Source organism: Microbacterium sp. MYb45 (assembly GCF_002979655.1).
GTDB lineage: Bacteria > Actinomycetota > Actinomycetes > Actinomycetales > Microbacteriaceae > Microbacterium.
The window spans coordinates 230,079-242,913 of record NZ_PCPG01000001.1; the positions used below are offsets into that span (position 1 = coordinate 230,079).

Here is a 12,835-nt window from a genome sequence, read left to right on the forward strand (position 1 = left end):
CTTACCTCACGACCAGGTCGACGAGGATGTTGACGGAGTTGAGCACGCTCTGGCCCTTCGCCTTCGAGTAGTCCGTGTAAAGGAGCTCCACCGGATACTCCTTCCAGGGGAGATGGGTGCGACCGAGCTCGAGCACGATCTCGGTGGCGTGCGCCATCCGATCCTGACGGAGATCGATGGCCTCGGCGGCATCACGTCGGATCACGCGCAGGCCGTTGTGAGCGTCGGTGAGCTTGAGGCTCGTGGTGAGGTTGGTGACCCACACCGCCGTCTTGAGGATGACCTTCTTGATCCAACCCGGATTCGTGCGGTCGTCGAGGAACCGGGAGCCGAACACGATGGCCACGTCATCGTGACGGGCGAGCTCCAGCATCCCGATGGCGTCCTCGATCCGATGCTGGCCGTCGGCGTCGAACGTGACGATGTATTCGCATTCGGGGTGGGCGAGCGCGTACGCGAATCCGGTCTGGAGCGCCGCGCCCTGACCGAGGTTGACCGGATGCTGCACCAGCAGTGCGCCAGCTTTCGCGGCCTCCGCGGCGGAGCCGTCGCTGGATCCGTCGTCGATGCAGACGATATGGGCGAAATGAGGCTTCAAGCTCTCGACGACGCCACCGATCACGCTCGCCTCGTTGTAGAGAGGGATGACGACCCAGGCGCTGCGGTCGGGTGCGGAAGGCGCGGGGACGCTCGAGGACATGGTTCTATTGTGTCAGGTGTCCGATCGGACGCTCATCCATCGAGCAGCAGGGGCAGGATGCCGAGAAGAACCCCGCGTCCGCAGCGGATCACGATCGTCTCTCGCATCTACACGCCGGAGCCGTCTGCCGCATCACTACGCCTGCAGGCGCTGTCCCGTGAACTCGCCCGAAGGGGACTGCACGTGCGCGTCCTCACGACGAAGGCACCGAGCGGTCTCGAGGTCGCCGACGCGAACGAGACCGTCTCGCGATGGCCGGTCCTGCGCGATCGGGCCGGTTACGTGCGCGGCTACTTGCAGTACATGAGCTTCGATGTGCCGCTCTTCTTCCGCATCCTGCTCGGCCGTCGTGCCGACGCGTACGTGATCGAGCCGCCGCCCACGACCGGTGCTGTCGCCCGTGCTGCCACCTGGCTGATCCGGCGACCGTACGTCTACTACGCGGCGGACGTCTGGTCCGACGCCGCGCAGATGACGGGCGCCGCAGGATGGGTGGTCAGCGTTGTGCGCTGGCTTGAGAAGTTCAGTCTGCGCGGAGCCGCCGCCGACTTGGTTGTCTCGGACGGCGTCGGAGCACGGATTGAGGCGCTGGCACCGGGTGTGGACATGGTCTCGGTCGGACATGGTGTCGACACCGACATCTTCGCGCCTGACGGACCACGCATCGACGACGCTCCGGACATCGTCTATGCGGGGAGCATGAGCGAATGGCACGGCGCGGGTGTGGCGGTCGATGCACTCGCAATCGTGATGCGCACCGACCCGACGGTGAGCGCGGCGTTCATCGGGCAGGGAGCGGACAAAGACGCACTGCAGCGCTCTGCCGAGGCTCACGGGATCGCCGACAAAGTGCGATTCCTCTCCTCGATGCCGGCTGGAGAGGCCGCGGCCTGGACGCGGTCGGCGCGCGTGGCACTGGCGACGCTCCGGCCCGGGCAGGGGTACGACTTCGCCGTCCCCACGAAGCTCTATGCGGCATTGGCCGTCGGTACCCCTGTCGCGTACTCCGGCCCGGAGCCGCTGCGCACGATGGTGGCCGAAAACGGACTGGGTGCATCGGCGGCCTTCGACGCGGAGGAGTATGCGGCGGCGATCACCGGCCTCCTGCGCAGGAGCGACGGTACCGCCGTCCCTCATCTCGTGGCTTGGGCGCATCGGCACGTCTCGGCACGCTCTGTCGCGGAACGCGCGTCCGACGCGGTCCAGGCGACCGCAGCATCCCGGCAGCGGGTGCGGCCTCGGGCTGAGCGGGCATCCAGAGACTGACCGATAGAATTGCACACCGTCGCGTCATCGCATACGCGGTGTCGACCCGAGGAGAGCTTTGTGACCCACCCCACCAGCGTGCGGATCGTTGATTCCGCCGATGTATCGCCCGCTGCCACCATCGGTGCCGGTTCGTCGATCTGGCATCTGGCGCAGGTCCGCGAGGACGCTCAGCTGGGCGAGAACTGCATCGTCGGTCGTGGCGCATACATCGGAACTGGCGTGATCATGGGCGACAACTGCAAGGTGCAGAACTACGCCCTGGTCTATGAACCCGCGAGACTCGGAGACGGCGTCTTCATCGGGCCGGCGGTGGTACTCACGAATGACACCTATCCTCGCGCGATCAATGCCGACGGAACGATCAAGAGCGCTCATGACTGGGAGCCGGTCGGTGTCATCATCGAACGCGGTGCGGCGATCGGTGCTCGCGCCACCTGCGTCGCGCCGGTCAGGGTCGGCGCATGGGCCACGGTCGCCGCGGGTGCCGTGGTCGTCAAGGACGTCCCGGCCTACGCCCTCGTCGCCGGTGTTCCCGCGCGCCGCCTCGGCTGGGTGGGCGAGTCAGGCGTGCCGTTGACGGCAGGTGACGAAGAGAACATCTGGATCTGCCCGTCGACGGGCGCGCGTTACGTAGAGACTGACGGAACTCTGAGCAAGGAGACAATGTGAGCGATTTCATTCCCCCCGCGAAACCCATCATCGGCGACGAAGAGCGTGAGGCCGTCGACCGCGTGCTGCGCAGCGGCATGGTCGCTCAGGGACCCGAGGTCGCGGCGTTCGAACAGGAGTTCTCGGCGCACTTCGTGCCCGGACGTCCGTCCGTCGCGGTGAACTCCGGCACCGCGGGCCTGCACCTGGGACTCCTGGCGGCCGGCGTCGGGGCTGGCGACGAGGTCATCGTGCCGTCGTTCACATTCGCAGCCACCGGCAACTCCGTCGCTCTCACGGGTGCCACGCCGGTCTTCGTCGACATCGAGCCGGAAACGTTCACGCTCGACCCCGAGGCCGTCGCGGCGGCGATCACGCCGAGGACCAAGGGCATCCTGCCCGTGCATCTGTATGGACACCCCGCGCGGATGCGCGAGCTCGAGGCGCTGGCCGCTGAACGCGGCGTCGCACTCTACGAAGACGCGGCCCAGGCGCACGGCGCCTCCCTCGATGGGCGCCCCGTCGGCTCGTTCGGCGAGTTCGCCATGTTCAGCCTGTATCCGACGAAGAACATGACCAGCGGTGAGGGCGGCATGGTCACCACAGCGACCGACGAGATCGCCCGTCAGGTGAAGCTGCTCCGCAACCAGGGCATGGAGCGCCAGTACGAGAACGAGGTCATCGGCTTCAACGCCAGGATGACGGACATCCATGCGGCCATCGGCCGGGTGCAGCTGACCAAGGTCGACGCATGGACGAAGACCCGCCAGGACAACGCGGCGTTCCTCGACGCGAACCTCGAGGGTGTCGTCGTGCCGCCGGTCGCCGACGGTGCGGTGCACGTGTACCACCAGTACACGGTCCGCGTCCCGGAGGACCGTGACGGCTTCGTCGCTGCCCTCAAGTCCGAGCACAACGTGGGGGCCGGCGTCTACTACCCGATCCCGAACCATCGTCTGCCTTCGCTGACGCACTTCGCGCCGGGGCTGGACCTCCCGGAGACCGAGCGCGCCGCGCGCGAGGTCGCCTCGCTCCCGGTGCACCCGTCGCTCAGCCGGGACGACCTCGAGCGCATTGTCGCCGCGGTCAACGCGGTCGCGAAGGCCGGCGCCTGATGGTGCTGCGCGCCGGGCTCCTCGGCGTCGGAATGATGGGCCGACACCATGCCCGCGTCCTGCGCGAGATCGACGGCGTCGACCTCGTCGCGATCGCCGACCCCGGCGGTGACCCGCACGGTGTGGCCGGAGATCTCGAGATCCTTCCCGACATCGAAGCCCTGATCGAAGCGGGCATCGACATCGCGGTGGTCGCGGTGCCCACAAGGTTCCACGAGGACGCCGCGCTCAAGCTCGCCTCCGCCGGTGTGCACACCCTCGTCGAGAAGCCGATCGCGCACAGCGTCGAAGCCGGTCAGCGAATGGTCGATGCCTTCGCCTCGGCAGGTCTCGTCGGCGCCGTCGGACACATCGAGCGCTTCAACCCGGCGGTGCAGGAACTCCGCCGACGGATCGAGGCCGGCGAACTCGGTGCCGTCTACCAGGTCGTCACCCGCCGTCAGGGACCGTTCCCCTCGCGGATCGCCGATGTCGGCGTCGCGAAGGACCTGGCCTCGCATGACGTCGACCTCACCGCCTGGGTCGTGCAGAGCGATTACGAGCGCGTGTTCGCACAGACCGCCTTCAAGAGCGGGCGAGAGCACGAGGACATGATCACCATCACGGGGCGGACCGCATCCGGCGTCATCGTGAACAACATCGTCAACTGGCTCAGCCCGATGAAGGAGCGCGTCACAGTCGTGACGGGGGAGAAGGGCGCGTTCGTCGCCGACACTTCGACCGGCGATCTCACGTTCTACGCCAACGGTACGATTCCCCTGGAGTGGGAGTCCGTGTCGTCGTTCCGCGGGGTCTCCGAAGGAGACGTCACGCGCTACGCGTTCGCCAAGCGCGAGCCGCTGCGCGTCGAGCATGAGGCCTTCCGTGATGCAGTGCTCGGGCAGGACACCGACGTCGTGACGATGGAGCAGGGACAGCGGACGCTCGCTGTCGTCGAGGCGGCGCTCGAATCGGCGAGAACCGGGGCGTCGCTATCCCTGTGATCCGCTCCGCGGATCGCACGGGTTCCGCGTGTGAATTAAGGATGCTGACGTGACGACCTCTCCTGCGGTGCAGACCGCACTCGTGCTCTCGTACTCCGACATCGCGTCGGATCCACGTGTCCGCCGCGAGATCGACTGGCTCGTGTCGGACGGCTGGACCGTCGACACGATCGGCCTCGGCGCGCATCCCACCGCGTCGGTGCGGGATCATTTCGCCCTGGCGGATGCGGGAGCGTTCGCCCGCTCCCGAGTAGGAACCCTGCTGGCGCACATCCTCCTTCCCCACCGCCAGCGGTTCCGCGCGCTCGTCGCTCGACGCATACCGAAGGAAGCCAGCGGCCGGGTCAGGAGTGGCCAGTACGACCTCGTGGTCTTCAACGAGCCCGAATTCGCGCCATGGGTAGAGGATCGAAAAGACTTCACGCCCGCTGCGAGACGGGGACGGATGCACCTCGACCTGCACGAGTATCACAACCCGGACGTCAGGCGCCGCACCCTCGGTGGACGGATCACCGGTCCGCACTATCGGTGGACGCGGCGCCACATCGGTTCGCCGGCCTTCACCAGCCGGACGGTCGTGAACACCCCCATCGGGCAGCTGTACGCGGACGAATTCGATATCCCGGTCCCGGCACAGGTACGTAACGCGCCTCCGTTCGTTCCCGATCTCCAGCCCAGCCCGGTGGATCCGACCGAGATCCGAATGCTCTTCCACGGGCTCCCCAGCTGGTCGCGGGGGTTCGCAGAGCTGCTCGAGGCGTTGAAGGAACTGCCGGAGATCTTCTCCATGACATTCATGCTCACGCCGAACCCGGTGGTGCACGCCCGGCTTCGCGACGAGATCGCCGTGCATCCGGCCAAGGATCGGATTCAGATCGTCCCGCCAGCGCCCATGCGTGAGATCGCGCAGAGGATCAATCCATACGACGTCGAGGTCGTGTTCTACAAGCCCACCGGAATCAACCTCCAGTTCGCGATGCCGAACAAGTTCTTCGAAGCCGCGCAAGGCCGCCTCGCGCTCGTCGTCGGCGAGACCGCGACGATGGCACCGATCGTCCGCGAGTACGGACACGGACTCGTCGTCCCTGAGTTCACTTGGGAATCACTCCGCGACACGCTCGCCGAACTCGACGCGCCCAAGGTGGAGCGGATGAAGAGACGTTCCGCGATCGTCGCAGAGGCGATCAACTCGGATTCGGAAGGGCGTTCGTTCCTCGGGGCCATCGCCGATTCACCGAAGATCGGGGCATCATCGTGAAGGCGAACTGGAAGCTCTACAAAGAGGTCCTGAGCGTACTGCCTCCTAGTGCAGGCCGCTTCCTGGCGGTGTATGCCTCGATCATGGGTGTTCTGGCCCTCATGGATGGCCTCGCGCTCGGTCTGCTCGCCGTGGTGATCGCTCCGCTCGTGGGCAACACGCCGGTCGTCCTCCCCGTGTTCGGAACGCTCGAGGGAGCGCAGATCCTCATCCCGCTCGTGCTCGTCTGCGTGCTCATCGTGCTGAAGGGCGTGTTCGCGCTCACACTTCAGTGGTTCGCGACGCGAAGGTTCGCGCGTTATGAGCTCGAGCTCGGGGTGCGCGTGTTCGACGGCTACATCCGTGCGCCCTGGGTGGATCGGCTGCGGAGGAACTCGTCCGATCTGGTGCGCATCAGCGACGGCAGCGTGAGCACGACGATTTCGGGTTTCCTCCTGCCTGGCGCTTCCGTCATCGGCGACTTCATGAGCTTCGTCTCGCTGATCCTCGTCCTTGCGATCGCACAGCCCATGGTCGGTGCGGTCACCCTGGTGTATCTCGGACTGATCGCACTCGTGCTTCAGCTCCAGATCTCCCGACGCTCCAAGCAGGCGGGGCAGGTGGCGTTGCGCTACTCCATGCGCTCCTCGCGGTTGATCACCGAGATGATCGGCGCTCTGAAAGAGGTCACGCTACGAGGTAGCGCCGCCGAGGTGGCGGGCGTCGTGAGGGAGAACCGTGCACACGCGACGCGTGCCCGAGCCAACTCACAGTTCCTCGGGCAGGTGCCGCGTTACGTGCTCGACGTCGCTCTGATCGGCGGGATCGTGCTCGTCGGCGCGTCCGGTTACCTCGCCGAGGGCGACGTCCAGGGAGCGATGGCATCGATCGCGCTGTTCGGTCTGGCCGGATTCCGTCTCGCCCCCGCGCTGGTGCGGTTCCAGAGCGTGCTGCAGCAGTTGAACGTCAGCACTCCGCATGCCAGGGCTGTGCTCGATGAGATCCGCAACTCCGACCGCTACATGAAAGCCGCGACCATCGGTGACACCGGTACGCTGCCTGCCGAACCCGCGCGCATCCGCCTGCAGGATGTCGGATTCCGCTATTCCCCGGACGCGAGCGAGGCCGTCCATGGGGTGACGCTCGACGTGCCGTTCGGATCTCAGGTCGCCTTCGTCGGGGCATCGGGTGCGGGCAAGTCCACGATGATCGACCTCCTTCTCGGACTCGTCGAACCGACCTCGGGCACGATCTCCATCGACGATGTGCCGCTCAGTACGGCCCTCAACGCCTGGCGCGCGCAGATCTCGTACGTTCCGCAGGAGGTCTCGCTGTTCGACGCGACAGTGGCTCAGAATGTCGCTCTGAGCTGGCGGTCCGACTTCGACCGCGAGCGGGTGACCGCGGCGCTCGACCAAGCACAGGTGCTGCCGCTCATCGAGGCGAGGGCCGGTGGTATCGACGGCCGGATCGGCGAACGCGGGCTGTCGCTCTCAGGAGGACAGCGGCAGCGTCTCGGAATCGCCAGGGCGCTGTACACCGTGCCCCGGGTCCTCGTCATGGACGAGGCCACCAGCGCCCTCGACACGGCGACAGAGGCGGCGGTCACTCAGGCGATCGAAGGGCTCCGTGGGAGCATCACGACGATCACTGTCGCTCACCGACTCTCGACCATCCGCAACGCCGACATCATCTTCTTCATGCGCAACGGCGAAGTCGCCGCATCCGGAACCTTCGAAGAGGTCGTCGCTGCTGAACCGGAGTTTGCGCTGCAGGCGGCGCTGGCCGGACTCATCGCTCAGGAGGAACAGCAGCGTGAGGGCAGCTGAGCCTGTGGTCGACGTCATCGTCGGAGTCCACAACGACCGACGACCGATCGAGCGTGCCGTGGCGTCGGCACTGCGCAACCGACTCCCGATCCGCGTCAGCGTTGTGGCGCACAACGTGGACGTCGCACTGATCAGGGCGCGCCTCGGAACAGTCGGAGATGATGATCGCGTGCGACTTCTCGAGCTGCAGGATGGCGTGCGATCGCCCGCGAACGCCTTCAATCACGGCCTCAATCACGCGACGGGGGAGTTCGTCTCGATCGTCGGCTCCGACGACGAACTGGAAGAGCACGCACTGGACGAGTGGGTGGCTTTGGCCGATCGCCTGGGAGCCGACATGGTGATCGCGCCCGTCGTCCGAGACGGCGGGGAAGGGGTGCCGACACCGCGTGTTCGCGCGTCACGATTCGGACGGATCGCGGACCCCGACCGCGATCGTCTCTTCGAGCGCGCGGCGGCCCTGGGCCTGCAACGACGCGCTCCGACAGAGCATCTCCGCTACGCCACCGGGCTGCCACGCGGAGAAGACCAGGCGTACGGGCTGGAACTATGGGCCGGGCATCGTGTGGTCTTCGACCCGCGGACCCCCGCGTACAGGGAGCATGCCGATCAGGACGACCGCATCACCCACGTCTTCGGGCCTCTCCTCGATGACTTCACTTTTCTCGATGTCCTGCGTCCGGTCCTTGAGAAGGTCGCGCCTGCCGTCCGCCGTGCCGTCGCGGCCAAGATCGTGCGCGTACACCTCGTCCCCGCGATTCGCGTGCGAGCTACTGCCGGCAGCTTGACCCCAGAGGACCGCGCCGCTGCGGCAGGGGTGCTCCGCGCCATGACCGATCTCGCGCCTTCGTGCCTCGGGCTGCTTCCGCGCACCCTCGCTCCCGAGATCCGTGCCGCCTCCGCGGCGGTCGCGGCCCCGTCGCCGGTAAGGGGTCGACTGGGGGTCGTGCGCGATCTGCTGCCGATCGATCTGCGCGCCCTGCTGCATCGCCACGCCCCGTTGCGTCTGCAACTGGCCGGCCGAGTCGTCGCACGAAGGACCGCGCGTTCAGCCGCCGCGCGGTCACGAGCGTTGACATCGGGTCACGGGACCCAGGGCAACGGCGACGTCGTCGTCGTCGCTCCGCATGGTTCGCCGATCGCTGACGGATTGCGCGTAGAGCATTCCGCCGTGGTCGTCGGCTATGTCGGATCCGGCGCATCCGTCGAGGTTCCCGTCCCGGGGGCACGGTCGCGCTGGTTCCGCGACAGGCTCGGCGATTCGTTCCTCGGACGTCTGTTCTCGCGGCTCGTCGGCGTCGACGACTCATCTCGTTTCGCTGCGGCGGTTCGTCGGACGCCGACCGCCGAGGCGTTGCTGGACAGGGCCGATCTGATCGTCGCCGCCGACGAGGATGCTGTCCTGGCATCGTGGCGCGCAGCCCGGCGAGGAGCGGCGAAATCGGTAGTGCTGGGTCATGCCGCGGCGGCGGCGGCCCTTGCCGAGAGGACGAGCCGATGAGTCGACCGCATTTGCTCTACACCGCCTGGAGCTTTCCCCCGAGCAGGGCGGGTGGGGTATACCGCGCCCTCGCCACCGTGAATGCGTTCGCGGCGGCAGGCTGGGATGTGACGGTGCTCACCGTGCCCGAGAGCGTCTTCAGCGGTTCGACGGGAACGGATGCGGCGCTGCTGCAGGAGGTGGATGGCCGGGTCAGGATCGTCCGTGACGAGCCGGATGTTCCCGCCTTCCAGAACGATCTGACGCGTTGGCCGTGGTTGCGCGCCCGTCAGCCGGAGCTGTACAAGCTCATCGATCTGCGTCGCGATCTGCCGCGGTTTCCGGAACCGAACTACGGACGCTGGCGCCCTCGCCTCGAGGCCGTCGCGGAGCGGATCCATCGAGAGCACCCTGTCGACGTCGCCATCGGGACAGCGAACCCGCATGTCGATTTCATCCCCGGCTGGCATCTGAACCGCCGTTTCGGCGTCAGACATGTGATGGACTATCGCGATGCCTGGCAACTCGATGTCTTCTCCGGTCGGCGCCTGATCACGGCTACACCGGACGTGCGTCGGTGGGAGCGTCGCCTCATGGCCTCCGCCGACGAGATGTGGTTCGTCAACGAGGCGATCCGATCCTGGCATGCGGCGCAGCATCCGGGCGAGTCCGAGAAGATGCACGTCGTCGCGAACGGGTTCGATGAGTACGGGAATCCGCTCAGGGTGCCGGTTCGGGACGGGCGTGAACAGGGGCTGGTCTTCGGCTACATCGGGACCATCACCCCGAAGGTTCCGCTGAAAAACCTGATCCAAGGATGGGCGCGTGCTCGTCGGGAGGAGCCGGCGCTGGCAGGGGCTCGCCTCGATCTGCGCGGCTACCTCGGGCACTTCGGGGCCGGGGAGGTGGAGACGCAGCGTCTCGTCGCGGAGGCCGAGACGGATGGCATCCGCTACCTCGGCCCGGTAGCGAAGACGGCGATCTCGGAGACCTACCGCGGGTTCGACGCGCTCGTGCTCGCGCTCGGCACCGGACGCTACGTCACCAGCGGCAAGGTCTATGAGTACGCGGCGACCGGAATCCCCGTGGTGTCGGTCCACGATCCCGGGAATGCGGCGAGTGACGTTCTCCGTGGTTCGCCGAGCTGGGTGCCGAGCCGCTCGCTGTCGGTCGACGATATCGCTGACGCACTCGCAGCGGGCGCCCGCTTGGCCAGGGATCAGACACCGATGGCGCGGGAGGCCGCGCAGGAGTGGGCGGCGGGTTACTCGCGCACAGCACAGCTCGAACCGCGAATCGCTGCGCTCGCCCCGCGCTGAGTGCGTCCTGTCAGCTACGCAGCCGTGCGATGGCGTCGGTCCAGCCTTCGATCTGCCGCTCGGATGAGAGGTAGTCGGCGGCGCGATCCGCTCGTTCCTTCCATTCCGCGACCTTCGCGGGAGTGAGGGAGTCCAGGGCGCGTGCCACGTCCTCCGCGGTGAACCCCGATGCGACCTCCCCGAAGCCGTGACGTTCGACCAGGCCAGCCATGGCGGGGGTGGGGCCGACGATCACCCCGAGTCTCGCCTGGACGAAGTCGAAGAACTTGTTCGGGAGCGCGAGCCGGTTGTTCGTCGAGGTCGCCGGAAGGATATGGATCCCCACATCGTGGGTGGAGAGTGTGTCCACGAGTTCGGCGTGGGGTACGGGTGGAAGGACACGGATCCGCGGTCCGATCGCCCGGGCGCGCGCGCGCAGTCGATCGATATACGCCGGGTCGTTCGGCATGAGATGGAGGGTGAACTCGATGTCGGCGGTCGACATGCCGACAGCTTCGATCATGGTTTCCAGGTGTCGTCCCTGCAACGCGGCGCCGGAGTGAACGAGTCGGATCGGCTGTGACACCGGTCGTACCGGGAGGTCGCGCAGACGAGAGGCGTTGACCACGACTCCGGACGAGAGACCGAGCGCGCGATAGCGCTCGGCGATCTCCTCGGCGACAGTGGTCGTGGACGCAGCGGGAGCAGCGAAGCGCCGCACGAGCCAGGCGTTGTAGGGTCCGCGGAGTCGTGCCCAGCGGGGGTTGTCGTCGTGGAGACCGGGGAAGTACTCGTGAAGGTCGACGTGAACGCGCCGTGCGGGCGCAATCTGGTAGGCGAGCGGTGCCGCATCGATGTCGTTCGCGAGGACGATGTCCGCCTGCACGCCACGAAGCGCCTGCCGTGCTGCCCGGTGCAGCGGGGACGTCGCGTGGATGAGGCGGTACGCGCGTAGCCGCAGCAGCAGCGACTCGATCAGCATCCGCAGCTGCCGAGAACGTCCGCTCGGGGGCTGAGGGAGAACGATGTGGTGCGTTGCTCCGCCAGGCGCAGGGCCCCATCCCGCGGTGATGAGTTCGTACGAATCGGAGAACGCGTCGATCTGTCGCAGCAGTCGCGCGTCGGTGGACAGGTTCGAGAATGAGATGATCAGGAGGCGGGTCATCGTGCGCCCTTCCGGTGCATGCTCATCGCCTGTTCGAATGCTGCTTCGTATCCTCGCAGCACCGCGGATTCCGAGAACCTCTCGCGGATGGTGGCGGCGACGGCTTCAGGATCCATCTGGTCGAGATGCTCGCTCACGTCGAGTAGGGCATCCGCGTAGGCTTCAGGCGTGCGCGGCGCGACGAGGCGGCCGTTCTGTTCGGTCACGTAGTCGCTCTGACCTCCGAACGCGCCCAACACCACGGGACGACCGTGCGAGATCGCCTCGATGGCGCTCAGGCACAGCGTCTCGCCTCGCGTCGGCAGCAGGAAGACATCGGCCGATGACAGGGCGGCCGAGACTCCATCCGCATCGAGTGACCCATGCAGTGTGATGCCGTCGTCGCCGGCGGTGAGGTCCTCGATCTGGGAGCGCAGTGGGCCTTCGCCGACCCAATCCAAGGTCGTTGGCACACCGCGTCGGCGCAGTTCCTGCACGGTGCGGACTGCGAGCATCGGATCCTTGCCCTTCACGAGGTGCCCCACCGCCACCAGACGGAGGACCGAGGCGTCGCGCACGATAGGCACAGGCATCGCCTCGCGGACGACGGACGGGACGATCATCGTCGGTCCCGTCCGGAATCGTTGGACTTGAGTGAGAAGGTGGCTGCTCACCGCGGTGACCACGTCGGGGCGGCGAAGCAACCGGCCCGTCAGCCGAAGCACGAGGCGTCCGCGATCGGTGAGCGAGGTGGGATCGCCGATCCCCGACCAGTGCTCCGAGTGAACCCAGGGCTTGGCCATCCTGTGGCCCTGGAAGGGGAGGAGCGATTGGAACGCGTGAGTGTGCACGAGATCGAACCCAGGGCTCAGAGTCCGTATGCGCCGCCACGCGGAGAGCAGGTCTCCCGGGCGGGACCGTGACATCGGCACGCGGTGTACGGGAAAGGTCGAAGTGGCGTCGGCTTCCAGATCGGCAGTCCTCAGCAGCGCAGGGTCCACGAGATGGACAAGCTCGACCTCGTGGGACGAGCTGATGAGCTCCGTGTCGCGCTGGACGAAGACCCCCGCGATCGGGGACGCGATCGTCGGATACCAGGGCGTGATGACGAGGATGCGCACTTCCCTACGGT

At 66.9% G+C, this 12,835-nt stretch carries 11 protein-coding genes; 8 read left to right on the plus strand and 3 right to left on the minus strand.

Annotation, left to right across the window (positions count from 1 at the left end; translation table 11 throughout):
- Position 1: 1 nt before the first annotated feature.
- Positions 2-700: a glycosyltransferase family 2 protein gene (locus CQ034_RS01085; protein WP_105709641.1), complete on the minus strand. Its 699-nt coding sequence runs from the start codon at positions 698-700 to the stop codon at positions 2-4.
- Positions 701-757: 57 nt separating this feature from the next.
- Here CQ034_RS01085 and CQ034_RS01090 point away from each other — a divergent pair, with 57 nt between their 5' ends.
- The 8 genes from CQ034_RS01090 to CQ034_RS01125 all read left to right on the plus strand — a co-directional run bounded on the left by CQ034_RS01090 (position 758) and on the right by CQ034_RS01125 (position 10,580).
- Positions 758-1,966, plus strand: coding sequence for a glycosyltransferase family 4 protein (locus CQ034_RS01090; RefSeq protein WP_105709642.1), 1,209 nt, complete (start codon positions 758-760; stop codon positions 1,964-1,966).
- A 60-nt stretch (positions 1,967-2,026) separates the two neighbouring features.
- Entirely contained in the window at positions 2,027-2,638 is a 612-nt protein-coding gene (locus CQ034_RS01095) for an acyltransferase (protein WP_258133919.1), read from the plus strand.
- Positions 2,635-3,732 carry a DegT/DnrJ/EryC1/StrS aminotransferase family protein gene (locus tag CQ034_RS01100; RefSeq protein ID WP_105709643.1) on the plus strand — a complete coding sequence of 366 codons (1,098 nt, stop codon included), beginning with the start codon at positions 2,635-2,637 and terminating at the stop codon, positions 3,730-3,732. The genes CQ034_RS01095 and CQ034_RS01100 overlap by 4 nt, the downstream gene beginning before the upstream one ends.
- Positions 3,729-4,715 carry a Gfo/Idh/MocA family protein gene (locus CQ034_RS01105; RefSeq protein WP_219860763.1) on the plus strand — a complete coding sequence of 329 codons (987 nt, stop codon included), beginning with the start codon at positions 3,729-3,731 and terminating at the stop codon, positions 4,713-4,715. The genes CQ034_RS01100 and CQ034_RS01105 overlap by 4 nt, the downstream gene beginning before the upstream one ends.
- Positions 4,716-4,764: 49 nt before the next feature.
- The gene (locus tag CQ034_RS01110) at positions 4,765-5,973 is read left to right on the plus strand and encodes a hypothetical protein (protein WP_105709645.1); all 1,209 of its coding nucleotides are present in this window, start codon (positions 4,765-4,767) and stop codon (positions 5,971-5,973) included.
- Positions 5,974-6,056: 83 nt separating this feature from the next.
- Positions 6,057-7,781, plus strand: a complete 1,725-nt coding sequence (locus tag CQ034_RS01115) for an ABC transporter ATP-binding protein (protein ID WP_105710314.1) — start codon at positions 6,057-6,059, stop codon at positions 7,779-7,781.
- On the plus strand, positions 7,768-9,282 hold the full coding sequence (locus CQ034_RS01120; RefSeq protein ID WP_181156179.1) for a glycosyltransferase: 1,515 nt from the start codon (positions 7,768-7,770) through the stop codon (positions 9,280-9,282). The genes CQ034_RS01115 and CQ034_RS01120 overlap by 14 nt, the downstream gene beginning before the upstream one ends.
- The gene (locus CQ034_RS01125) at positions 9,279-10,580 is read left to right on the plus strand and encodes a glycosyltransferase (protein ID WP_146114780.1); all 1,302 of its coding nucleotides are present in this window, start codon (positions 9,279-9,281) and stop codon (positions 10,578-10,580) included. Before CQ034_RS01120 ends, CQ034_RS01125 begins: the two co-directional genes overlap by 4 nt.
- A gap of 10 nt (positions 10,581-10,590) precedes the next feature.
- Here CQ034_RS01125 and CQ034_RS01130 read toward each other — a convergent pair whose 3' ends face one another.
- On the minus strand, positions 10,591-11,724 hold the full coding sequence (locus CQ034_RS01130) for a glycosyltransferase (RefSeq protein ID WP_105709648.1): 1,134 nt from the start codon (positions 11,722-11,724) through the stop codon (positions 10,591-10,593).
- Positions 11,721-12,824, minus strand: coding sequence for a glycosyltransferase (locus CQ034_RS01135; RefSeq protein ID WP_105709649.1), 1,104 nt, complete (start codon positions 12,822-12,824; stop codon positions 11,721-11,723). The genes CQ034_RS01130 and CQ034_RS01135 overlap by 4 nt, the downstream gene beginning before the upstream one ends.
- Positions 12,825-12,835 lie beyond the last annotated feature (11 nt).